Origin of the sequence: Algibacter mikhailovii, assembly GCF_014651495.1 — a bacterium.
Classification (GTDB): Bacteria; Bacteroidota; Bacteroidia; order Flavobacteriales; family Flavobacteriaceae; genus Algibacter_E; species Algibacter_E mikhailovii.
Window position 1 is genome coordinate 50399 of record NZ_BMWZ01000005.1, and the last position, 24228, is coordinate 74626.

Genomic DNA, 24228 nt, shown 5'->3' on the forward strand with positions numbered 1-24228 from the left:
ACTATAACTGCGCTATATAATTTTTAATAGCTTGTTCATTAAGTTGCACTACATCCCAATCGCGCATTACGTTAGCGCCTTTTTTCTCATAAAATGCTATGGCAGGCTCGTTCCAATCTAGTACCTCCCAGTTTATGCGTTTTACACCTAATTTATGACCATATTTTACAACTTCGTTAAGAAGGGCAGTGCCTATACCGCTACCGCGCATAGATTCACTTACAATCAAATCTTCTAAATGAATGGCTTTTCCTTTCCAAGTTGAGTATCTGTTGTAGATTAGGGCAATACCTTCAATATTAGAATTCAATTCTGCAACGAAGCAATGAAAATAAGGGGATTTACCAAAGCCATCAGCTTCTAAGTCTTTAACGGAAATTTCAACTGCATCTGGTTCTTTTTCAAAAATGGCCAGTTCTTTAATTAACTTAAGTACTTGAGGCATATCGCCAATTTCTGCATTTCTTACGGTAAAATTCATAGTATTTATAATTATTCAAATATAGTTTAAAAGATCAATAAAAATAAAGGATTAGTGCCCCGAAATCGTTGTAGTTTACTAAAAATTATGGATATTTGCCTAAACCAAAACAAGCTTTTATGACGCATAAAAAACAAACCTTAGGAGAATTTATTATTGAGAATCAATCTTCATTTCAGTATTCATCGGGTGAATTGTCAAGTCTATTGAATTCAATCCGTTTGGCTGCGAAAGTTGTAAATCATGAAGTTAATAAGGCCGGATTGGTTGATATTATTGGAGCTGCAGGTGATACCAATATTCAAGGTGAAGATCAGCAAAAACTAGATGTGTATGCCAATGATAAGTTTATCCAAACACTTACTAAAAGAAATATTGTTTGTGGTATAGCTAGTGAAGAAGAAGATGATTTTGTTGCTATTAATAGTCAAGATGAAAATCATCAAAATAAATATGTGGTTTTAATAGATCCTCTAGATGGTTCATCAAATATTGATGTTAATGTGTCTGTAGGAACTATATTCTCTATTTATAGACGTGTAACTCCAGTAGGTACACCGGTTCAATTGGAAGATTTTTTACAGAAAGGAAGTGAACAAGTGGCTGCAGGTTATGTGGTTTATGGCACCTCTACAATGTTAGTTTACACGACCGGTGATGGTGTAAATGGATTTACGTTAAATCCTGCCATAGGATCATTTTATCTATCGCATCCTGATATGCAATTTCCTGAAGATGGAAATATATACTCGGTTAATGAAGGGAATTACATTCATTTCCCTCAAGGTGTTAAGAATTACATTAAGTATTGTCAAGAGGAAGAAGAAGATAGGCCTTATACTTCAAGATATATAGGTTCTTTAGTTTCAGATTTTCATAGAAATATGATTAAAGGTGGTATTTATTTGTACCCTCAAAGTTCTAAAAACCCTAATGGTAAATTACGTTTGTTATATGAATGTAACCCAATGGCCTTTTTAGCAGAACAGGCTAATGGTAAGTCTAGCGATGGTTTTACAAGAACTATGGATGTTGAACCAACAGAATTACACCAACGTGTTCCATTTATTTGTGGCAGTAAAAATATGGTAGAAAAGGCAGAAGAGTTTATGCGTAATGCAAAATAAGCCTGCTGATTTATAAAATATAAAAGCACTCTAATAAGAGTGCTTTTTTTATACATCTATATTCTTAAATTAAGAAAAAGTACGTGGATTGCTTTTAAAACCGAAACCCTAAGTTGAGGTAACCTTGCGAAGGATTGGAACCTATTGTATTAACCATATCATTAAACCCATAATTAAAACCTAACTCAACAAAAAAGAAAGCAATATCTACACCTACACCAAGCTGGCCATAAAAAATAAAGTCTTCTATTTCATCTTCAGAATCCAGAGCGGTTTCAATATTTTTAGAGGTGGTAAAAGAAGGAACGCCACTCACAAATACGCGTACACCTACTAACCTATCAGCAAAAGAGGTAAGATTGAGTCCTAACGATAATGGAATATCAATGGCCGTGGTTTTAAAACTAAAGGTGTCACTCGAGTTAAAGGAATTTGAAAAATCATAAGGTCTACTATTTAACCGTGCCCCTATTTCATAATAAAAAAAACGACCTCTTTTGTATGAAACACCAAGATTATAGCCAATAGTAGCATCTGATGAAATAGGGTCATCGGTGGTATCTATGTTCAGGCCATTTACGTTTACTCCTGCTGAAATTTTAAATGAGCTTCGCGCTTTGCGTTCTTTTTTTTGTTGCAAGTCTTCATCTTGCGCTTTAGCTGAGTTGGAGTAACATATGGCCAAAATAATTAGGCATACATATTTTAATATTGATTGTTTCATGATAGTCTTTAGTTTGAAGGTTTTATTTCACTCAAAGATAAAATTTTTGTTACACTTGTAAACATATGTAGTACAATTTAAAACCTTAGCCTTAGGCTTTTTTTCTATATTGCAAATTGCTAAATACAATCAATAAACGTGCAGAGACATTAGTGTCATAGAAAAAATTGATTTTTGAAATACGTAATTATAAAAACTAAACTAAAATTAAATATGAATAAACTTAATCAAATAATGCTATTACTGCTTTTAGCATTAATCAGTGTGCATTGTAAAGAAAAATCAAAAGAAGTTGTTGAATCCGTGGAACAAGAACAAACCGCTAAACCTAATATTGTAATCATTTATACTGATGATTTAGGTTATGGGGATGTTGGGTTTAATGGGGCTACTGAAATAAAAACGCCCAATATGGATTATTTAGCTAATAATGGTGTACGTTTTACTAATGGTTTTGCCTCTTCCGCAACATGTACACCCAGCCGATATGCATTATTAACAGGTGTGTATCCTTGGCGGGAAAAGAATGCCAAAATTTTACCAGGTACCGCCCCTCTAATTATTGGTACTGATCAAATGACTGTGCCTAAAATGCTAAAGGCAAAAGGCTATCATACTGGAATTGTTGGAAAATGGCACCTTGGTTTAGGCAGTGGACATGTCAATTGGAATGCGCATGTAAGTCCAGGTCCTAATGAAGTTGGTTTTGATTATTCATATATCATGGCTGCTACGCAAGATAGAGTGCCTACAGTATACATTGAGAATGGAGATGTGGTTGGACTAGATCCGAATGACCCTATTGAAATTAATTACAAGACAAATTTTGAAGGACAACCAAATGGCATTGACAATCCTGAATTATTAAAAATGAAATGGCACCATGGACATAACAGTAGTATTGTAAATGGTATTCCGCGAATTGGGTATATGAAAGGTGGAGAAGCAGCGAAATGGAAAGATGAAGATATGGCCGATCACTTTTTAAAGGGGGCTCAAAATTATGTGAAACAACATAAAAATGAACCGTTCTTTTTATACTATGCCATGCAACAACCTCATGTTCCAAGAACACCGCACCCTAGATTTGTTGGTGCTTCAGGCTTAGGACCTAGAGGAGATGTAATAGTAGAAGCAGATTGGTGTATTGGAGAATTCATTAATACTTTAAAAGAAGAAGGGTTGCTAGAGAACACCTTAATTATTTTTTCAAGTGATAATGGTCCTGTTTTAAATGATGGGTATTATGATGAGGCTGTTGAAAAGCTTGGAGATCATACTCCAGGTGGTAGTTTGAGAGGTGGTAAATATAGCCTTTTTGAAGCTGGAACTCGCGTGCCGTTTTTTACGTATTGGAAGGGTACTATTAATTCAGGCGTTTCTGATGCTTTAGTTTGTCAATTGGATGTGCTTTCTTCTTTAGCACAACTAGTAGGTAGTGATGTTAAAGCAGGTGATAGCCAAGGGTTAGTAGATGTTTTCTTAGGAAAATCTAATGCTGGCAGAGATGATTTAGTTATTGAGGCTACTTCAAGAACAGCTTACAAAGAAGGGGATTGGGTAATGATTCCGCCTTATAAAGGGCCTGCTAAAATAGACGATGTTAATATTGAGATAGGAAATTCAAAAGAATTTCAATTATATAATCTAAAGGAAGATATAGGTCAGCAAAATAATCTAGCAAAAAGTAACAAGGAAAAACTCCAGGATATGTTAGCCAAATTTGAGGCTATTAGAGGCGATGATTATAATACGACTCAGAAGATTGAGCTGAAGTAAAAGGACATTTATTTTTTATTAAAAACACCCCGTATTATAATATACAGGGTGTTTTTTAGTTTTATCCCAAAAAAAACTAAAAGGTTGATAAATTAATTTATCAACCTTTTTTAAATTGAGCAGGTTATTCTTTCAGTTAAAATGTTTATTTTTATTAATTAGTGATCCTTTAAATGCAACCCTCTATTATAATTTAATTCATTAAGGGTATCAAAAAAGCAATATTAGAGCCTCAGTATTCACTTAAGGGCTATTGATTATTCGATATTATAATAAATCACTAAAATGGTTAAGACGATTAAAAAATTAAGAACTAATTAATTATTACCTAAAACAAAATTCATGAAAACATTAAACAAGTATTGGTGGTTAACTTTAATAAGAGGTATTGTGTTAATCATTTTAGCCATATTGATATTTAGGCATCCTTTAGGGGCATTGGTTGGTCTTGCCATATACTTAAGTGTTAGTTTATTGTTCATTGGGATTACCCAAGTATTTATGTCTTTTGCCGTAAAAGACACCCAAGAAAATTGGGGATGGACATTGGCTGTTGGGCTTATCGATATTTTTATAGCCTTTATCTTATTATCTAACCCTGCAGTAACAGCAGCAACGCTTCCATTTATAGTTGGCTTTTGGCTAATTGTTGCTGGTGTAATGAATTTTGTTAGTGCATTCCAGGATAAAAAGGAAGGCGTGCCGTATTGGTGGTTAGGACTAATTGGCGGGTTATTTACTATTTTTATTGGTTTTGTCCTTACCAATAACTTATTAGCTGGTACGCTTGCCATTACTTATTGGATAGGGTTTGGCGTTATGCTCGCAGGTATCGTAAATATTGGTCTGGCTATAGGATTGAAATCTCTAAAAAAAGAAATTGAAAGAGCCGAAGAGGTATAGCAATTCGCATCATTTTGCTTTTTTGTTTGAGTAGAATAATTAAAAATGAATAGAACATTAGTTGTATTAATCGTTTGGAGTTGTTTTGTTTTTGGTTATTCTCAAAAGAAAACGGACTCTATAAAAAAGGTCAATTTTGCAGGAATCCCAGTTGTAAATTATAGTAATGCTATTGGTTTAAGTGCCGGAGCTATGGGGCAAATATTCTATAAGGTAAGTACAAAAGATACTATTTCGCCTACCTCCTCTACAGGTGTTTTTGCTATGTATTCTACTAATAATACTTTTTTCGCAGCTGCATTTCAGAAACTGTATTTGAATGAGGATCGATGGCGCATTATGTTTGGTGCAGGATTAGGAAATATTAACTATCAATATTGGCAGGAAATTCCAGTTATTGGCGGAGATTTTATTGGCTTTAATACTAGGGCAGAATTTGCTATGCTAAAGGTAGAAAGAAAACTAATAGGGAAATTGTACGGTGGAGTAAGAACCGTAATCTCTAAGAGTAAAACAGATTTTGACTTGCCTGATTTTTTACCACCAGAAATTCTTACTGATGAACGCCGGATGAATAGTTTGGGTTATCTTTTTAACTATGATGAGCGAGATAATCAACTAAACCCATATAAGGGTTTTAACGTTGAGTTTAAGAATGATTTCTTTAGAACTTGGCTCAATAGCGCAGATAACTTTGAGAGTTTTGAATTAACCTATAATCACTATTACCCCTTAAGTTCTGAGAGAAAGATTATAGCCACGCGCGTAACAGCATCGATTGCTACGGGAGATGTGCCATTTCAAGGGCAGAATGTGGTTGGTCAAGACGATATTAGAGGATATTCTAATGGTAAGTATCGTGATAACCAAGTCTATGCCATCCAATCAGAATATAGATGGCGATTTGAAAACAAGTTTGGTGTTGTTGGGTTTTTTGGATTGGCAACGGCCATTGAAAATTTTTCCGATTTTGGAGATGCCCCAATATTGCCCGGAGGTGGTGTAGGGGTTAGATACATGATGATACCAAAAGAACGTATTAATATTGGTATTGATGTAGCGGCAGGAAAAGGAGATTGGGGATTATACTTTAGAATTGGAGAGTCTTTTGGCAGGTAAAATAAAATGCCTATAAAGTATCAAAACCCTTTAGTTGAAATCAATCTAGTACGCAGGTTTTTTGCTGGTTTGTTTGTTTTAATTTCTTTAATTTGATATAAAATTTTGTTATTGTAATTAGATTCAGGTTTTAAACTTTAAAAATGAGGTATCTCTTTTTAGTAGCACTTAGCGTTTTAATATTTTCGTCTTCAATGATTGCCCAAGAAAAGGACAGTATTAGTATGGGCAGGTCTCCATATGAATTAATGTCGAGTTATTATTCTAATGATTTCACGCCATTCAGAAAACGAAATTTTTACACAGGTTTATCTTTTTCTTTAACCGATAAAAGCTTAACCAATGTGGATCAAATCATTCAAAAGGTTATAGAAGGCGATAACCATGGTTTTAATATAACCTTAAAAGGCGGGTATTTTACTGGAAACTATGGCATGGTTGGTATAAACTTCGATTTTATGGAAGAAAAATTTGATGGTATTTTACTAAAATCTTCCGATACTATCCAATCGAAGTCTATTACAAGAGCATACAGTTTGGCTCCATATGTGAGATCATCAGTGCCGTTGACTGAAAATGAGCGCCTGAGTTTTTTTACTGAAGTTGGCCTATTATTCGGTGTAAGTAATGGGTTGACACGTAATACTAAAGACGAGGATGAAATAGAAAAGGTTTATGATGATAGCTTCAATTTCCGTTTAGGAATTAGTCCTGGCATTACTTTTTTTGCTATGGAAAATTTTGCTTTTGAAGTACAATTGGATGTTTTAGGTTATGAACTCAATGTTAAGAATAGAGAAATAAATGGTGTAGAACAATCTCAGGAAGTTAGACATAATGTGGATTTTAATATTGATATTCTGTCTTTAAAACTTGGATTGGCTTACTATTTTGGAAGAACAAAACAACGAAAATAAATTTTTAGTTCATGAAAAAGATTACACTTCTTATGCTTTTAGTGCTGATTGCTTCTTGCGTGGGTGAAGATTATTTTGGTTATTCAAGTTATGGTAATATCAAGAGTGTCTCGTTAAGTAATCAGGCTTCAAATGCACAAATAAATAATGATAGTCTTCAGGTTATTGTTGAGATTCCTTCTGGTGTAGATTTGTCAACCATTGTATTAACAGAACTTGTGTTGTCTTCGTTTGCTTCGGCTGATACGGCGATTGGAGATACTTTAAATTTAGAAACTCCTCAATTCATTGTAATTACCGCAGAAGATGGTACTAAATATAATTGGAAAATAAAGTCATTTATTGCAACAGCAAACCCGCAGCTTGATAATTATGATCTAAATCAATGGTATAAAACAAGTGCTGATTATTTTGAACCGGGAATAGATGCTACTTCTACCATATGGGGTACCGGTAATCCGGGCACTCAAATATTAAATAAGTTAGCTACAACACCCTTGGATCTTGGAAGTAGTAATCTAGCCGCTAAAATGGAAACGCTCGATAATGGTAAATTAGCTGGGACATTCGGGGCCCCTATTTCAGCAGGATCCATTTTTACTGGTGTTTTTAATTCTGATAATATAGATCCTACCAATCCACAAGCAGCCATTGAGTTTGGAACACCCTTTATAGGGCGTCCGGTAAAAGTTAAGTTTAAATATGCCTATCAGCCGGGTAATGAAAACAAAAATAAAGATGGTGACTTATTAGACTATAGTGATGCATGTGATGTTTATGCGCTTTTAGAGGTGCGGTCAGGAGGGAAAATTGAGCGACTTGCTACAGCTTGGTTTAGAAATGAAGAGGTTCAAAATGAGTTAACTACAAAAGAGCTTGAATTTACATATGGCGCTTTAGATGATAGTTTTCCTGATTATATGAAGCCCATAGAAGGCCGCTATGTGAGTAAAGATTCGGCAAGTTTTGTTTTGCCAACACATGTTACTTTTGTTGGATCCTCTAGTTATGATGGCGCTAATTTTGCTGGCGCTATTGGTAGTTTGTTGATTATTGATGATGTAGAATTTGTTTATGAATAAGCATTGGCTTAATTAACGGGGTTACCGGTTGGTAGCTGCAGTTCTAAAACAATATGTATTAGAGATGAATTTAAACGCATTTTCTAGAGCAATATTCTTGGTGTTTTGAATACCTAATTATCAGAATTAATTGCTTAGAATGATGTATTAATGATCTAATAAATAGGTTTTGCTTTTAAAGTAGTTTTAACTTGTGGCTAAAGTGTTTCGCATACTTATGGTTTTGTTACCTTTGCAGAACTTAAATTATTGTATCTATGATATATTCAATGACAGGTTATGGAAAATCTGTATTGCAACTGCCCACAAAAAAAGTAACAATAGAGCTTAAATCTTTAAACAGTAAAAATTTAGATTTAAACGCAAGAATGCCCTCTATTTACAGAGAAAAGGAGCTTGCCATACGAAAAGTGCTTGCTGATAAATTAGTGCGTGGTAAAGTGGATTTTTCAATTTATGTTGAGGCCACTGCCGAAGACACATCGTCTCAGATAAATACACCGGTGGTCAAACAATATATAGCCCAATTAAAGGAAGTTGTTGATGGTGATACTACCGAATTGCTTAAAATGGCAGTTCGATTTCCCGATGCCTTAAATACAATTAGAGAAGAGATTGATGAAAATGAGTGGCATACTATTGAGGCTGAAATTCGAAAAGCGATAGATGATTTAGTGGATTATAGACTAAATGAAGGGAAAGTGCTTGAACAGGATTTTAATGCACGAATTCGAAGCATTGAGGATATATTGGATCAAGTTATAGCCATGGATCCTGAACGTGTTGAAGGCGTTAGAGAGCGCTTATTAAAAGGGGTGACAGAATTAAAAGAGAAGTACGATGAAAATAGGTTTGAGCAGGAATTGGTATATTATATTGAAAAGTTTGACATAACAGAAGAAAAAGTACGGTTAAAAAATCACCTGAACTACTTTGCAGAATCTATGAAATCTAACGAATCAAATGGGAAGAAATTAGGTTTTATAAGTCAGGAAATGGGAAGAGAAATTAATACCATTGGTTCTAAAAGTAATTATGCACCCATGCAGCAGTTAGTGGTTCAAATGAAAGATGAGTTAGAAAAGATTAAGGAGCAATTATTAAATGTACTTTAATAAATAAGTGATTTGTGAAAAAAGAAACTGCAATAAAAGGTAAGCTTATCGTTTTTTCGGCGCCATCAGGTTCTGGGAAGACCACTATTGTTAGGCATTTATTAGGCATACAGGATTTAAACTTAGAGTTTTCTATATCAGCTACATCTCGTGCTAAACGTGGTACAGAAGAACATGGTAAAGATTATTATTTCCTATCTGCTGAAGAATTTAAGTCGAAAATTAAAAATGATGAATTCTTAGAGTGGGAAGAAGTGTACCGTGATAATTTCTATGGTACTTTAAAAACAGAAGTTGAACGTATATGGGCAAAAGGCAAGAATGTTATTTTTGATATTGATGTTTCTGGGGGTCTTAGAATTAAAAGAAAATATCCTGATGAAACTTTGGCAGTATTTGTAAAGCCTCCAAGTGTTGATGAATTAAAAATACGACTAAAAAAGCGTAAAACGGAGTCTGAGGATAAAATAAATATGCGAGTTGCCAAGGCATCAGCAGAATTAGCTACGGCTCCATTATTTGATACTATTGTAGTAAACGATACTTTAGAACACGCCTTAGAGGAGGCTCATGAAAAAATAAGTACCTTTATTAAGTCTTAAGTTCTCATCATGAAAATAGGATTGTATTTTGGTTCTTTTAATCCCATTCATGTTGGGCATTTAATAATTGCAAACCACATTGCTGAATTTAGTGATTTAGATCAAGTTTGGTTTGTGGTAACCCCACATAATCCATTTAAAAAGAAATCGACACTTTTAGACAATCATCAGCGCTATGAAATGGTATATCGTGCAACTAAGGATTACCCGCATTTAGAGCCTAGTAATATTGAGTTTAATTTACCGCAGCCTAATTATACGGTGAATACCTTGATTCATTTAGAAGAGAAGTACCCTACACATACCTTCTCACTAATTATGGGTGAGGACAATTTAAAGGGATTTCATAAATGGAAAAACCATGAGGTCATTCTAGAGCGGCATCATATTTATGTGTATCCTAGAGTTTCCCAAGACAAGGTTGAAACACCATTTCTTAATCACAAAAAAGTCCATTGTATCGATGCTCCTGTCATGCAAATTTCATCTACTTTTATAAGAAAGGCTATTGCAGCGGGTAAAAATGTAAAGCCAATGTTTCCGGAGCATGTTTGGGAGTATTTAGATGAGATGAATTTTTATAAATAGGATATAAAAATACTTATAAATAAAAAATGCGAACCTTTTGGTTCGCATTTTTTTATACATTACATGGCCACTAAATCGCCTGTAACATCCTTTGATGGTAAATTAGACTTACCCATTAAATATAAATCTACTTGTCTTGCGGCTTCTCTTCCTTCAGAAATAGCCCAAACAATTAACGATTGTCCTCTACGCATATCCCCAGCGGTAAATATATTAGGGACATTAGTTTGGTACTTACCATATTCCGCTTTGTAATTTGAACGGGCATCGGTTTTAAGTCCTAATTTATCAGCTAAAGTGCTTTCAGGTCCTGCAAACCCGAGGGCTAGTAATGCTAAATCACAAGGCCAAGTTTTTTCCGTTCCTGCAATTTCTATAAGTTGAGGACGCTGTCCTGGAACCATTTTCCACTCGACGTTAACCGTTTTTAAAGCGATTAATTTGCCGTTTTTATCTTTAACAAATTCTTTTGTGTTAATCAACCAGTTACGTTCAACCCCTTCTTCATGAGAAGACGATGTTTTTAACTGTAATGGCCAAAATGGCCAAGGTGTTGTTGGCGAACGGTGTCCTGGTGGTTTTGGCATGATCTCAAAATTCACTACAGATTTAGCCCCATGACGGTTAGAAGTACCAATACAATCGGAACCGGTATCACCACCACCTATAACAATTACATTTTTATCGGTGGCCATAACTTGGTTTTCTACCTTTTTGCCAAACAATACTTTTGTTTGTTGCGTTAAGAAATCCATAGCTTGTACTACACCATCAGCATCTATACCTGGGGTTGGTAAGCTGCGTCTTTCAGTTGCACCACCACAAAGCACTACAGAATCAAATGCTTTTAAATCTTCAACATCATAATTAACACCAACATTTACATTGGTTTTAAACGTAATGCCTTCCGCTTCTAAAATAGCTACACGACGGTCTATAATGCCTTTCTCCATTTTGAAGTTAGGAATACCATAACGCAGTAGTCCTCCAATTTCATCATCACGTTCAAAAACAGTTACCGTATGTCCCGCTCTGTTTAATTGCTGAGCAGCCGCCAGACCTGCAGGGCCAGAACCAACTACAGCAATCGTTTTTCCTGTTCTAGTTTCTGGAGGTTGAGGTTTAATCCAGCCTTCTTTAAAAGCACGTTCTACAATATTCTTTTCTATATTTTCAATAGATACAGGGTCTTCAATAATACCTAATACACATGACTTTTCACAAGGTGCTGGACATAATCTTCCTGTAAATTCAGGGAAATTATTTGTAGAATGTAATAACCAAGAGGCTTTTTGCCATTCTCCTTGGTGTACCATATGATTAAAATCAGGAATTAAATTACCTAGTGGACACCCACTATGGCAAAATGGTATTCCGCAATCCATGCAACGAGATCCTTGTTTGGTAATCTCAGAATCACTTAATGGAACTGTAAATTCATTATAATTTTGCACACGGTCTTCTACAGAAGTGTACTTTTCATCTTGTCTTTCAAATTCTTTAAATCCGGTTACTTTACCCATGACACTATGCTGTTGTTAATTCTTCTACCATTACTTCGCCAGTTGCTAAACGGGCAAGCGCTTTTTTGTACTCTATTGGCATTACTTTCACAAAGTTTCCTAAGCTAGTATCCCAGTCTGCCAATAATTCTTTTCCTCTATTACTATTTGTATAAAGCACATGCTTTTCAATTAGTCCTTTTAAATCTGAAGCATCTTCAGTAGTAAAATCTTCAAATTCTATAGTTTCTGTATTACATAAACCATTTACAAATTTGTTGTCCGGATCATAAACATAAGCAATCCCGCCGCTCATACCTGCAGCGAAATTTCTTCCTGTATTTCCTAATACAATGACTTTACCACCAGTCATATATTCACAACAGTGATCACCAACACCTTCAACTACTGCCGTAGCTCCAGAGTTTCTAACAGCAAACCGTTCGCCTGCGATACCATTAATATAAGCCTGACCTTCAACAGCACCAAATAAACAAACGTTACCTATGATAATATTGTTTTCGGCAATGAAATCTGCTGTTTCTGGTTTTTTAACAATTAGTTTCGCTCCTGAAAGCCCTTTACCTAAATAATCGTTTGTATTACCATCAACGGTGAAGGTTAAGCCGTGTGCACCAAAAGCACCGAAACTTTGACCCGCAGATCCTGTAAAGTTGATATTTAAGGTGTCTTCAGGTAATCCTAAATGGCCATAAATTTTTGAAATCTCATTACTTACAATAGCGCCTACCGTACGATTAATATTCTTAATTGGGTAAGATAGGTTTGTTTTTTCTTTTCTGTATAAAGCTCTATGTGAGTCTTTAAGTATGTCAAAGTCTAAAACGCTTTCTAAATTATGATCTTGTGTTTCTGTATTTCTTACGGTAAGATCTCTGTAGGCTGAAGGTCTGTGTAAAATGCTAGATAAATCTAAACCTTTCGCCTTATAGTGTTTAATTGCTTTATTCGCATTTATTTTGTGCGTTTGACCAACCATTTCAGCTAAAGTCCTGAATCCTAATTGAGCCATTATGCCTCTTAATTCTTCTGCAATGTAGTAGAAAAAGTTAATGACATGTTCAGGAGTACCTTTAAAGTTTTTACGTAACTCTTTATCTTGAGTGGCTATTCCAACAGGACAAGTGTTTAAGTGACATTTACGCATCATGATACATCCGGAAGCTACTAAAGGAGCTGTTGCAAAACCAAACTCTTCAGCACCTAATAAGGCTGCAATAGCAACATCTCTACCCGTTTTTAATTGGCCATCACATTCAACAACGATTCGGCTTCTAAGGTTGTTAAGCACTAATGTTTGTTGTGCTTCTGATAAACCAAGTTCCCATGGTAATCCAGCATGTTTAAGTGATGTAAGCGGGGATGCCCCTGTACCACCATCATAACCAGAAATTAATACCACATCAGCTTTGGCTTTTGCAACACCAGCTGCAATAGTACCAACACCAACTTCAGATACTAGTTTCACGTTAACACGAGCTTCACGATTTGCATTTTTTAAATCGAAAATTAATTGTGCTAAATCTTCAATAGAGTAAATATCATGATGAGGTGGTGGCGAAATAAGCCCTACAAAAGGTGTTGAGTTTCTTGCTGATGCAATCCATGGTAAAACTTTTTCCCCTGGAAGCTGCCCACCTTCACCTGGCTTTGCACCTTGAGCCATTTTTATTTGAATCTCTCTGGCATTGGTTAAGTAATGTGAAGTCACACCAAAACGACCAGAAGCAACTTGTTTAATAGCTGAGTTTCTGCTATCACCATTAACATCTTTTTGGAAACGTTTTCTATCTTCTCCACCTTCACCAGAATTAGACTTACCGCCAATACGGTTCATGGCAATCGCTAAATTTTCATGCGCTTCACGAGAAATGGAACCATAAGACATCGCTCCAGTTTTAAATTTCTTTACGATTTCAGTCCATGGCTCTACTTCATCTAATGGAATAGGGTCTAAATTATCAAATTCAAACAAACCACGAATAGTCATTAAGTTTTCTGACTGCTCATTTATAGCTTTTGAGTAAACATCATAACTTTTCTGATCACTTAATCGAACTGCTTGTTGTAGTTTAGCAACGGTAGTAGGATTAAACAGGTGTCTTTCACCATTACGTCTCCATCTATAATCACCACCTATATTTAAGCCAAGTTTTCTGTTAACTTTATTGTCAGGGTAAGCTTGTTTATAGCGTTTATCAATTTCTTTTTCAATTTCATACAATCCAATACCTTCAATTCTTGAGGCTGTATACGGGAAGTATTTTTCAACAAATTGCGAATTGAAACCAACGATTTCAAAAATCTGAGAACCTCTGTAAGAATGTAATGTAGAGATTCCAATTTTATTCATCACCTTTAAAATACCTTTTCCAATGGCTTTGTTAAAGTTGTCAACTGCTTTTTGTTCATCTATATCAGTAATGAAGCCTTCTTTAACTTGCATTCTGATGATTTCATTAACCATATATGGGTTAATTGCACTTGCGCCATAACCAAATAACGTTGCAAAATGATGTGGTTCTCTTGGTTCTGCAGATTCTATTATGATATCAAAATAAGAGCGTTTACGTAAACGGTTTAATTGATGATTTACATAAGAACATGCTAATAAAGCTGGAATTGGCGCATTTTCTTCGTTTACACCTCTATCAGAAAGAATAATGATATTCGTTTTTCTTTCTAAGGCTTTTTCAACTTGTATTACCAAATCTTCTAAAGCATCTTCAAGACCGTTAAGACCTTTTGATTTAGGATAAAGCATCTGAATGGTCTCAGCTTTAAAGCTCTCAATTTGAATGCTTCTAATTTTCTCTAAATCGGCATTAGAAATAACGGGGTTTTGAATTCTTAGTTTTCTACACTGTCTGTCCGTAATACTAAATATATTGCGGTCTTTACCAAGGTTTAAACTGATATCGGTAACAATTTCTTCACGAATACCATCCAATGGTGGATTGGTAACCTGAGCAAATAATTGTTTGAAGTAATTAGATATTAATTGTGGGCGGTCAGATAATACAGCCAAAGGGGTATCAATACCCATAGAACCTAAGGCCTCTTTTCCAACAATGGCCATTGGCGTAATAACTTCCTGAATATCTTCAAAAGTATAGTTAAATAAACGCTGACGTGTTTTAATGTCTATTGTTTCAATAGGACATGTTTCATTGGTGTATGGCACATCTCTTAAATGAAGACGGGTTTTGTCTAACCATTCTTTGTAAGGTCTTTCAGAAACAATTTTGCTCTTTATCTCTTCGTCTTCAATAATACGTCCCTTATTCATGTCTACCAAGAACATTTTTCCTGGTTCTAATCGACCATGCTCTTTAACGTCGGAAGGATTCACATTAACAACACCTATTTCAGAAGACATGATTAGTTTACCGCTTTTTGTAACAGTGTACCTAGACGGTCTTAATCCATTTCTGTCTAGTAAAGCACCGATGTAATCACCATCTGTAAATGGTACAGAAGCTGGACCATCCCAAGGCTCCATAATGCAGCCGTTATATTCGTAAAAGGCTTTACGTTCTTCAGACATGGTTGCATGTTTTTCCCATGCTTCAGGAATCATCATCATCATTATCTCCGGTAATGAGCGTCCTGTATGTGTTAATAATTCCACAACCATATCCATAGACGCAGAATCTGATTTTCCAGGTAAAATAATTGGAAATAATTTGTCTATTTGAGGACCAAATACGTCACTTTTCATGATTTCTTCACGAACGCGCATACGGCTTACATTACCTCTTAAGGTATTGATCTCACCATTTTGACACATAAAGCGAAATGGCTGAGCTAATTCCCAAGTAGGCATAGTGTTTGTAGAAAAACGCTGATGTACTAAGGCTAAACGTGTAACCAAATCAATTTGCTGTAAATCGGTATAATAAGGGCCAATATCTTCAGGCATTATTATACCTTTATATATTATAGTCGTGTTAGATAAACTTGGCACATAAAAATAACCGCTTTCAGAGATTTTAGATTCTATAATAGCGTGCTCAGTTATTTTTCTTGCAGCATACAGTTTCGCTTTAAAATCAGCCTCACTGATGTCCTCTTTTTTCCCAATGAAAAGCTGTTCTATATTAGGCTCAGAAGCCAAAGCTATTTGTCCTAATTGAGAAGAATCAACAGGCACCTTTCTCCATCCTAAAATAGAAAGCCCTTGCTCTTCAATTTCCTTTTCAAAAGTCTTTTTACAAAAATCATATTGGTTAGACGCTTTAGGTAAAAAAACCATACCTACAGCATATTCTCTTTGGGCAGGTAAAGTGAAATCACATACACGATTAAAATAGTCATGAGGGATATCAATTAATAAACCAGCACCATCACCTGTTTTTCCATCGGCACTTACACCACCACGGTGCTCCAATTTTACAAGAATTTCTAAGGCATCATGTATAATTTGATTTGTTTTCTCTCCTTTTAGATTACAAATAAAACCGGCGCCACAATTTTCATGTTCAAATTCCGGTGAGTAAAGTCCTTGTTTCTTCAGCATAATCAACAAATATTGGTTTTAAAAACTTGAGTTGAAGGGCTAAGATACGCCCTAGTTTTTGATTTTCCATATTCGCTATTTCATTATTTCGATTTTATAGGAGAAGTCAAGATAAAAATAATTATATATCAATATTACACCAGTTTTTTAATAAATATTCAAACCATATATTATAGGTGTAATTGCAGAAATATGAATTTCCATTTGTTTTCTTATTAATTCTTAAGAGTAATGTCATTAAAACATGGAAAATACTGACAATAATTCAAATTCCAAAGTTGTTGAAAAACCAATAAATCAAATATTATTGTGAATACCCTTAAAAAAATAGGGTAAAAAATGGAATATTGATAAAAGTAACTCAATTACCCCTATTTTTTATGGGGGTTAAATCTTTTTGACATAGTTTTGACTCGTTCTAAGAAAAAAAGACCTAGAAAAACAACCAAAACATTTAGGTCTTACTAATTAAAAAACTTAAAATGAAAACAATTATGAAAAAATTATTTACTCTTTCAATGCTTCTTGTAGCAACAGCGATATTTGCTCAAGAAGAAGCGACAGAAAAAAAACTTTCAATTACAGGTTCTGTAGATGCTTATTATCAAACGTACTTATCAGCTCCAGATAATCAAGGTGCAACCTTTGGAACTGCTTTTGCAGGTCAGTCTGGTTTTGCTTTAGGTATGGCAAATCTTATAGTTGGTTATGAAGGTGAGAAAGCAGGAGCAGTTATTGATTTAGTTACTGGGCCAAGAGGTGCCGGTGCTACTTTTAGTAATGATATTGTTGATGGTATTGTAAATCAAGCTTATGTTTACTGGAATGTTTCTGATAAAACAACCTTAACTTTTGGTAGATGGAATACCTTTTTAGGATATGAGGTTATTGCGCCTGCAGGAAACTTTAACTACAGCTGTTCATATTTATTTTCAAGTGGGCCATTTTCTCATATGGGTTTAAAAGCAGATTTTGCTTTATCTGATGATTTTAGCTTAATGTTAGCATTGACTAACCCATGGGATACAAATGATGTTTCTATGACAGGAGAATATGCACTTGGTGCTCAATTAGGGTACAAAGGACAGTTTTTAAACTTATACTATGACAGTGGTAATAATGGTGGTTTAGGATTTGAAATTGATTATACTGGTGGATTTGATTTTGGTGATGCATTTTACTTAGGAATTAATGCTGCTTATAATGATAATGACGGTTCTGGTTTTTACGGTGCTGCTTTATATCCACAATTGTCACTATCTGATTCTTTTGGTTTAGGTTTAAGAGGTGAGTATTTTGCACTTCATGGTGATGCAAACAATGACGAAAGTGTTTTTGCAACAACGTTAACAGGAAGCTTTACTGTAGATAACTTAATTATCAAGCCTGAACTTCGTTTAGATTCTGGCGATGAAATTTACGGAAACTTTATTGATAGTGATGGTGCGCCTTCAGATAGCTTAGCTGCCTTCACTTTAGCTGCAATTTATACTTTCTAAGAAAGATAAGTATTAAAAAAAATATAGAGAATATAAAAGGCAAGTTCTCTAAACTAGAGCACTTGCCTTTTTTTTTATTATTAACTAACCCTAAAAATTATTTATTATGTCATTATTAAATATGCCCCTTATAATGCAAGATACTGCCGCTGTTGAAGGCGATATGGGAATGTTATGGATGCTTATTTCTGGTATCTTAGTATTCTTAATGCAAGCTGGATTCACATTGGTTGAGTCTGGTATGACGCGTTCAAAAAATGTTGTGAATATTGCAATGAAAAATGTCTTGGATATTGCAGTAGGATCATTAGTATTCTGGTTTGTTGGTTATTCATTGATGTATGGAGAATCTGCTAGTGGATGGATAGGATGGAGTGGTTTTATGTTTAACCAAGGTCCTGCAGATTTATTCTTCCAAACCGTATTTTGTGCAACAGCTGCAACTATTGTATCTGGTGCTATTGCTGGTAGAACAAAGTATACTACCTATATTATTTTCTCAGTTATTTTAACAGCAATCATTTATCCAATCGCTGGTGGTTGGGAATGGAATGGTGGATGGTTGAATGATACCGATGGTGTTATGCCAGCTGAATTTATTGATTTTGCAGGTTCTTCTGTAGTACACGCCGTTGGTGGATGGGCTGCTTTAGTTGCTGCTTTCCTTGTAGGCCCAAGAATTGGAAAATATTTAAATGGTAAAGCCGTAAATATTCCAGGTCACAACAAATTATTAGCTGCTTTAGGTGTGTTTATCCTTTGGTTTGGATGGTTTGGGTTTAATGGTGGTTCTCAATTAGCTTGGGGAGGTGATGATGCTGTTGGTGCGTCTATGGTTGTATTGGTAACTAACCTTGCTGCTTCTGCTGGTGCTGTTGGTGCTTTGTTCTTATCTTGGTTTAGATACAAAAAGCCAAATTTAGATATGACTTTAAATGGTGCTTTAGCTGGTTTAGTAAGTATTACTGCTGGTTGTGGTAACATGACAGAAGGCGGTGCTATTATTGCTGGTTTTATAGGAGGTATCATTGTGGTATTCTCAATGGAATTTGTAGAACAAAAACTTAAGATTGATGATGCCGTTGGTGCATTTTCAGTACACGGTGTTGCCGGTGCTTGGGGTACTCTTGTTATTGGACTTTGGGGTGTTGATGGTGATACTGGAATTGGACTGTTTAACGGTGGAGGATCTGCACAGTTTGTAGCGCAATTAATTGGAACTTTGGCTTACGCCATTTGGGCCGTAGTAACATCATTTATATTCTTGTCTATTCTTAAGAAAACATTAGGATTAAGAGTTACTGAAAATGAGGAAGTAGAAGGATTGGATCTTTCAGAGCACGGTGCTTTAGCTTACCCAGGAAAAAGACAAAGAGAAATAGAAGATTAATTTTTCGCAACTGAGCGATAAATTAATGATTGAAGAAATATAGATTTTAAATTGAAAGAAATTCAAAATTTAGTTTAATTAGTTTAAGTGTTACTAAAAGGATGTCTATTATTTTAGACATCCTTTTATTGTGATTTCATGGTTCGCTTAAAAGAATGTAGAATCTAAATTATTTTTTACTTTTGGAATCTAACCAAAATAACTAGAAGACATTATGAAAAAAATTGAAGCAATTATTAGAAAATCCAAATATCGTGTGGTAAAAGAAGCGCTTCACGAAGTTGGTGTGAATTTTTTCTCTTATTGGGATGTAACCGGTCTTGGAAATGAGAAGGAAGGTCATGTTTATAGAGGGGTTTCATATAGTACAAGTGATATTCAGCGTAGACACTTAGCTATCGTTGTAAATGATGATTTTGAAGAAGTAACCATTCAGGCTATACTTAATTCTGCTGGAACAGGAGAGGTAGGAGATGGAAAGATATTTGTATCAGATGTCAATGAGTGTTACAGGATAAGAACAGGTGAAAAGGGTGGAGACACTTTAAAATAAAATTATTTAAAACAATTATAATGGAAGGATTATTTACAGCGAATAATGTATGGATGATGATCTGTACAGCACTAGTTTTCTTTATGCATACAGGATTTGCATTTTTAGAAATAGGATTAACTAGGCAAAAAAATACAATTAACATATTATTTAAAAATATCTTTATAATTACCGTAGGCCTATTGCTTTATTATTTAATAGGTTTTAACTTAATGTACCCAGGTTTTGAAGAGGGCTCTTCAGGGTTTTTTAATTTTGCTGGATTTGGTATTGCACCTCCAGAAAATGGAATGACTCCAGAATATGCTGATGGAGGTTATACTTGGTGGACCGATTTCTTGTTTCAAGGAATGTTTGCTGCTACAGCCGCTACAATTGTATCAGGTGCTGTTGCTGAACGTATGAAAATTGGGCCTTTTATGATTTTTACTGTCATATATGTAGGTATAGTATATCCACTTGCTGGATCTTGGAAATGGGGTGGTGGATTCTTAGATATGAGAGAAACACCATTTTATGATTTTGCAGGATCAACTTTAGTACATTCTGTTGGAGGATGGGCAGCTTTAGTGGCCGTATATTTATTAGGTTCTCGAATTGGTAAATTCAAAGATGGTAAGCCTCAAGCAATCCCAGGACATAGTATTCCTCTTGCAACTGCCGGCGTATTAATTTTATGGTTAGGATGGTTTGGATTTAATGGAGGTTCTGTACTTTCAGCTGATCCAGAGTTAACATCATTAACCTTAGTAACTACATGTTTAGCTGCAGCTGCAGGTGGAGTAGTTAGTGCTTTGGTGTCTTTCTTAAAATATAAGAACTTAGACTTAACTATGTTTTTAAATGGTATTTTAGGTGGTTTAGTAGGTATTACTGCTGGAGCAGACCAAATGAGTCCTGAAAATGCAATCGCTATTGGGGCTATAGCAGGTGCGCTTATTGTATTTGCAGTGGCATTTATAGATGCTATTAAATTAGATGATCCAGTTGGTGCTATCGCAGTACACTTAATTTGTGGTATTTGGGGTACATTAGCAGTTGGAATCTTTGGAGCACTAGCAGGTGTAGATCAATTTGTGAGTCAATTAGTAGGTGTTTTATCTTATGCTGCAATATGTATTCCTTCGGCATTTATTATATTCTTTATAATGAAGAAGACGGTTGGAATTAGAGTTTCAGAAAGAGAAGAATTAGAAGGTTTAGATGCACACGAACATGGTATGGATGCTTATCCAGATTTTCGTTTAAATGAGCACTAAATTTTAGTTTCTTAGTTATATATAATCGAAAGATGTCTTGCGTTTGCAAGACATCTTTTTTTTGATACTACAACGACGTTTTTCGGATTGTTTTTACTTGTTCAGGTTTCAGTCTTGTCTCAGTCAAAAGGGTTGCTTTGTGTATCATAATACTCGGTTATTCAATGGAGTATAAATAATTGACATAAAAAAACCTCGCTTTAAATAAGCGAGGTTTTTCGTTTTTATTTGTAATCCTTCTATGCGTTGAATTTATGCAGAGTTTCTACTAGCATTAATATTTCCGAATAAAGAGCGTGTTACAATTTTTTCAAAAATTAATTTTTCAGGATCATCAGCAGCAACCCCCGCTTTTTCTAGTTCTTGAACCTTTTTAAGCGCATATTGCTGAATAGTTAATAAAGGCAGTACTATTGATTCTCTTACTTGGATAGACGCCTTACCTGAAGGTTCATTCTCCATTAATTCGCTATAGCCTGTAAGCTTCAATAGTAACCTTTTCGTGATTTTATACTCTTCAAAAATAATGTTCCAAAATCCACCAAATTCTTCATCCTTAGACATGTATTTTGTTAAATCAAAGAACGACTTGGTTAAAGACATCATACTGTTTTCTAACAGCGTTTTGAAGAATTTAGAGTTGTTATATAATTGTTCCACCTTGCTCCATTCACCTTTGTCTTCGTATTGTTTTAGCGCTGTTCCAACACCGTAGAAACCTGGTACATTTTGTTTTAACTGACTCCAAGACCCTACAAAAGGAATAGCTCTAAGATCTGAAAATACTAATTTATCAGATTTTCCTCTTTTTGATGGTCTACTACCAATGTTAGTTTTGGCATAATACTTTAATGTGCTCATGCGCTCCAAATAAGGAATAAACATTTCATGGCCTTTAAAGTCTTTATAGGTCTGATAACTGGTCTCTGCTAGAGTATTCATAACCAATCTGTCTTCATCAGACAATAGGTTTTTTTCACCATCAATTCTGTTTTTAATACCAGAACTAATTAATTGCTCTAAGTTGTATTGCGCGGAATCATTTGTACCAAAGTTAGAACTTACGGTCTGCCCTTGTATGGTTATTTGCACTTCTTTGTCCTCAATAGTTGGCCCTAATGATGAATAGAAATTATGGGTTTTTCCACCACCACGTGCTGGTGGTCCACCACGACCATCAAAGAAAATAGCTGTAATATCATATTTTCTAGACATTTCAGTAAGTAACTCTTTGGCTTTATAAATACCCCAGTTGGCCATTAAATAACCACCATCCTTGGTACCATCAGAGAACCCAAGCATAATGTGTTGCTTGCTTCCTCTTGCTCTTAAATGAGCCATATATTCTGGGTTTTGGTACAATTGTTCCATTACGCCAGGCGCATTTTCTAAATCGGGGATGGTTTCGAAAAGCGGAGCAACATCTACAGTTAATTCGTCTTTGAAAGCGACTATTTTCAACATAGAAAATAATTGCATCACATTAAGTGCCGTTTGGTTGTTACTAATAATGTATCGGTTAGCACCACGCTCTCCATTGCTTTCTTGTATGTCTTTTATGATAGCAATAGTTTTTAAGGTATTGCGAACCATTTCATCTTCAAAAATTTCTAAGTCTGCAATTGAGTCATCAGCCTTTGAAAGAATTTTAATTTGCTCACCCTCTGATAGATCATGGTAGTTGTCCGGGAATGAAGAATTTCCAGAGGCAATTAAGTGATCAATAACCGTGGTAAATACATTATGGTGAATTCTACTGTCCTGTCTAATGTCTAATGTTGCAAATCTATAATCAAACAGATGTACTCTATTAATTAAGTTGTTTATTTCGTTAACGTAAAGCGATTGGTGTTGCTCAACAATAACATCTCTTATGCTTAAAAGTTCTGCACGCAATTCTTTAGCACTAATAGCCTTTTTAGTTTTGAGGTTTATGCTGTAGTCATACATGATAGTCTCCAAACGAATGATACGCTCTTCAACACCTCTAAAGGTTAGTTTTTTTCTTAAGTCCTTTAAATCTTGATAGTACTTTTTAAGTATTGCTTTCTTCAGCTTTTTGGCTACTTTTAAAGTCGTCTCAGGCTTTACAAATGGATTTCCATCCCGGTCACCTCCTGGCCAAAACCCTACATTAATGATGTCGTTGTGCTTTTTACCGTCATCATAAATATTGGTTTGTATGTAATTGTAAATATCACCAAAGGTTTCATAAAACACATTTTCCAAATACCAAATTAAGCTTTTAGCTTCTTGATAAGGTGTAGGTTTTTTATGTTTAAAGAACGGTGTTTTACCTAATTGACCAAAAAGATTATTTATATCTGAAAGATCGTTTCTCTTAATAGCATCGGTAAGGTTTGTTATTATGCCTAATACAGACCCTGGGTAGAATTGAGTAGGGTGTGCTGTTAATACAATACGTACCTTAAATTCTTCAAGAAATTCTTTGAGTTCATCAAGATTTCCTTCTGCATTTGCTGAGCCTTTTAAGTTTCTTAGAGTACCAACACCTTCCATATTATTTACTGTTGAAAATGAAGCATCTTCAATGGCGTCAAATAATACGACTTGCCTTTCTATATATTGAATGAATCTAAAAAGTAAATTTATCTGACTCTCTTTGTTTCTTCTTGCTTGGTATTTTGAGAAAAAAGTATCTACAATGGTTGTTGGGTTATCCCCTTGTGCAAATCCTTTTTTACAGGTTTCATGAAATAGAGGAAGCAACACTCCCGTTTTTGTAACTGCATCAAATGGTAATGTCATGAATATACTATTGTATATCTGATATTTTGATAAAACGCTTTGATTAAATCTAGTTAATTTTGGCTCTACTGGCATAGTGTCTTTCTATTGAAAATTGACTATAAAAGTACTAAAGAAAGGTATAACCTCATAGCTTTTTAGAAGTTTTACAGATATATAATGGATAGTGAATTTAATTTGATGATAATTAAAAAAATAGGTGGTTATCCTCGTGTTTTTCATTTTGGTTTTGCATGCTGAGAGCCTATTTCTGTAAAAGGTTGTATGACAAAAGTCATA

18 protein-coding genes are annotated in these 24228 nt (G+C 34.8%); 13 read left to right on the forward strand and 5 right to left on the reverse strand.

The genetic code is table 11. The features are described from left to right. Position 1 precedes the first annotated feature (1 nt). Positions 2-481 (reverse strand): GNAT family N-acetyltransferase, encoded by a 480-nt coding sequence (locus IE051_RS11315; protein ID WP_189360911.1) that lies wholly within the window; start codon positions 479-481, stop codon positions 2-4. 119 nt (positions 482-600) lie between these two features. Between IE051_RS11315 and fbp the strand changes: the two genes are divergently transcribed. Next, positions 601-1608 (forward strand): class 1 fructose-bisphosphatase, encoded by a 1008-nt coding sequence (gene fbp, locus IE051_RS11320; protein ID WP_189360912.1) that lies wholly within the window; start codon positions 601-603, stop codon positions 1606-1608. A 94-nt stretch (positions 1609-1702) separates the two neighbouring features. On the opposite strand, the gene IE051_RS11325 is transcribed toward fbp, so the two are convergent. Next, on the reverse strand, positions 1703-2332 hold the full coding sequence (locus IE051_RS11325) for an outer membrane beta-barrel protein (RefSeq protein WP_189360913.1): 630 nt from the start codon (positions 2330-2332) through the stop codon (positions 1703-1705). A 213-nt stretch (positions 2333-2545) separates the two neighbouring features. Between IE051_RS11325 and IE051_RS11330 the strand changes: the two genes are divergently transcribed. From IE051_RS11330 to nadD, 8 genes are all read left to right on the forward strand, one after another. Continuing rightward, a complete protein-coding gene (locus tag IE051_RS11330) occupies positions 2546-4111 on the forward strand; it encodes a sulfatase family protein (RefSeq protein WP_189360914.1) in 1566 nt (521 codons plus the stop codon). A 342-nt stretch (positions 4112-4453) separates the two neighbouring features. Then, complete coding sequence (locus IE051_RS11335) at positions 4454-5014, forward strand: HdeD family acid-resistance protein (protein ID WP_189360915.1); 561 nt, start codon at positions 4454-4456, stop codon at positions 5012-5014. Positions 5015-5059: 45 nt separating this feature from the next. Then, the gene (locus IE051_RS11340; RefSeq protein WP_189360916.1) at positions 5060-6133 is read left to right on the forward strand and encodes a BamA/TamA family outer membrane protein; all 1074 of its coding nucleotides are present in this window, start codon (positions 5060-5062) and stop codon (positions 6131-6133) included. Positions 6134-6276: 143 nt separating this feature from the next. Beyond that, on the forward strand, positions 6277-7050 hold the full coding sequence (locus IE051_RS11345) for a hypothetical protein (protein WP_189360917.1): 774 nt from the start codon (positions 6277-6279) through the stop codon (positions 7048-7050). A gap of 11 nt (positions 7051-7061) precedes the next feature. Further along, entirely contained in the window at positions 7062-8132 is a 1071-nt protein-coding gene (locus tag IE051_RS11350) for a PCMD domain-containing protein (RefSeq protein WP_189360918.1), read from the forward strand. Positions 8133-8389: 257 nt separating this feature from the next. Next, the gene (locus IE051_RS11355; protein ID WP_189360919.1) at positions 8390-9247 is read left to right on the forward strand and encodes a YicC/YloC family endoribonuclease; all 858 of its coding nucleotides are present in this window, start codon (positions 8390-8392) and stop codon (positions 9245-9247) included. Between the two features lie 14 nt (positions 9248-9261). Further along, complete coding sequence (gene gmk / locus IE051_RS11360; protein WP_229796792.1) at positions 9262-9849, forward strand: guanylate kinase; 588 nt, start codon at positions 9262-9264, stop codon at positions 9847-9849. A 9-nt stretch (positions 9850-9858) separates the two neighbouring features. Then, on the forward strand, positions 9859-10437 hold the full coding sequence (nadD, locus tag IE051_RS11365; protein ID WP_189360920.1) for a nicotinate (nicotinamide) nucleotide adenylyltransferase: 579 nt from the start codon (positions 9859-9861) through the stop codon (positions 10435-10437). Positions 10438-10496: 59 nt separating this feature from the next. Here nadD and IE051_RS11370 read toward each other — a convergent pair whose 3' ends face one another. Next, positions 10497-11960: a glutamate synthase subunit beta gene (locus tag IE051_RS11370; RefSeq protein WP_189360921.1), complete on the reverse strand. Its 1464-nt coding sequence runs from the start codon at positions 11958-11960 to the stop codon at positions 10497-10499. A 4-nt stretch (positions 11961-11964) separates the two neighbouring features. Continuing rightward, positions 11965-16479 (reverse strand): glutamate synthase large subunit, encoded by a 4515-nt coding sequence (gene gltB, locus IE051_RS11375; RefSeq protein WP_229796793.1) that lies wholly within the window; start codon positions 16477-16479, stop codon positions 11965-11967. 494 nt (positions 16480-16973) lie between these two features. On the opposite strand from gltB, the gene IE051_RS11380 reads away from it, so the two are divergent. From IE051_RS11380 to IE051_RS11395, 4 genes are all read left to right on the forward strand, one after another. Next, on the forward strand, positions 16974-17978 hold the full coding sequence (locus IE051_RS11380) for an outer membrane beta-barrel protein (RefSeq protein WP_189360922.1): 1005 nt from the start codon (positions 16974-16976) through the stop codon (positions 17976-17978). Between the two features lie 106 nt (positions 17979-18084). Further along, positions 18085-19368: an ammonium transporter gene (locus IE051_RS11385; RefSeq protein WP_189360923.1), complete on the forward strand. Its 1284-nt coding sequence runs from the start codon at positions 18085-18087 to the stop codon at positions 19366-19368. A 214-nt stretch (positions 19369-19582) separates the two neighbouring features. Beyond that, positions 19583-19921, forward strand: coding sequence for a P-II family nitrogen regulator (locus IE051_RS11390; RefSeq protein WP_189360924.1), 339 nt, complete (start codon positions 19583-19585; stop codon positions 19919-19921). A gap of 20 nt (positions 19922-19941) precedes the next feature. Beyond that, positions 19942-21180, forward strand: a complete 1239-nt coding sequence (locus IE051_RS11395) for an ammonium transporter (protein WP_189360925.1) — start codon at positions 19942-19944, stop codon at positions 21178-21180. 252 nt (positions 21181-21432) lie between these two features. Here the strand turns inward: IE051_RS11395 and IE051_RS11400 are convergent, their stop codons facing one another. After that, on the reverse strand, positions 21433-24024 hold the full coding sequence (locus tag IE051_RS11400; protein WP_189360926.1) for a phosphoenolpyruvate carboxylase: 2592 nt from the start codon (positions 24022-24024) through the stop codon (positions 21433-21435). Between the last annotated feature and the right edge of the window lie 204 nt (positions 24025-24228).

What these genes read in the sequence shown, in the direction of transcription:
- fbp (WP_189360912.1), top strand. Translation starts at nt 601, where the DNA reads ATGACGCATAAAAAACAAACCTTAGGAGAATTTATTATTGAGAATCAA.
- IE051_RS11390 (WP_189360924.1), top strand. Translation starts at nt 19,583, where the DNA reads ATGAAAAAAATTGAAGCAATTATTAGAAAATCCAAATATCGTGTGGTA.
- IE051_RS11380 (WP_189360922.1), top strand. Translation starts at nt 16,974, where the DNA reads ATGAAAAAATTATTTACTCTTTCAATGCTTCTTGTAGCAACAGCGATA.
- IE051_RS11340 (WP_189360916.1), top strand. Translation starts at nt 5,060, where the DNA reads ATGAATAGAACATTAGTTGTATTAATCGTTTGGAGTTGTTTTGTTTTT.
- IE051_RS11345 (WP_189360917.1), top strand. Translation starts at nt 6,277, where the DNA reads ATGAGGTATCTCTTTTTAGTAGCACTTAGCGTTTTAATATTTTCGTCT.
- IE051_RS11395 (WP_189360925.1), top strand. Translation starts at nt 19,942, where the DNA reads ATGGAAGGATTATTTACAGCGAATAATGTATGGATGATGATCTGTACA.
- IE051_RS11330 (WP_189360914.1), top strand. Translation starts at nt 2,546, where the DNA reads ATGAATAAACTTAATCAAATAATGCTATTACTGCTTTTAGCATTAATC.
- IE051_RS11400 (WP_189360926.1), bottom strand. Translation starts at nt 24,024, where the DNA reads ATGCCAGTAGAGCCAAAATTAACTAGATTTAATCAAAGCGTTTTATCA.
- IE051_RS11335 (WP_189360915.1), top strand. Translation starts at nt 4,454, where the DNA reads ATGAAAACATTAAACAAGTATTGGTGGTTAACTTTAATAAGAGGTATT.
- IE051_RS11370 (WP_189360921.1), bottom strand. Translation starts at nt 11,960, where the DNA reads ATGGGTAAAGTAACCGGATTTAAAGAATTTGAAAGACAAGATGAAAAG.
- IE051_RS11315 (WP_189360911.1), bottom strand. Translation starts at nt 481, where the DNA reads ATGAATTTTACCGTAAGAAATGCAGAAATTGGCGATATGCCTCAAGTA.
- nadD (WP_189360920.1), top strand. Translation starts at nt 9,859, where the DNA reads ATGAAAATAGGATTGTATTTTGGTTCTTTTAATCCCATTCATGTTGGG.
- IE051_RS11350 (WP_189360918.1), top strand. Translation starts at nt 7,062, where the DNA reads ATGAAAAAGATTACACTTCTTATGCTTTTAGTGCTGATTGCTTCTTGC.
- IE051_RS11385 (WP_189360923.1), top strand. Translation starts at nt 18,085, where the DNA reads ATGTCATTATTAAATATGCCCCTTATAATGCAAGATACTGCCGCTGTT.
- gltB (WP_229796793.1), bottom strand. Translation starts at nt 16,479, where the DNA reads ATGCTGAAGAAACAAGGACTTTACTCACCGGAATTTGAACATGAAAAT.
- IE051_RS11355 (WP_189360919.1), top strand. Translation starts at nt 8,390, where the DNA reads ATGATATATTCAATGACAGGTTATGGAAAATCTGTATTGCAACTGCCC.
- IE051_RS11325 (WP_189360913.1), bottom strand. Translation starts at nt 2,332, where the DNA reads ATGAAACAATCAATATTAAAATATGTATGCCTAATTATTTTGGCCATA.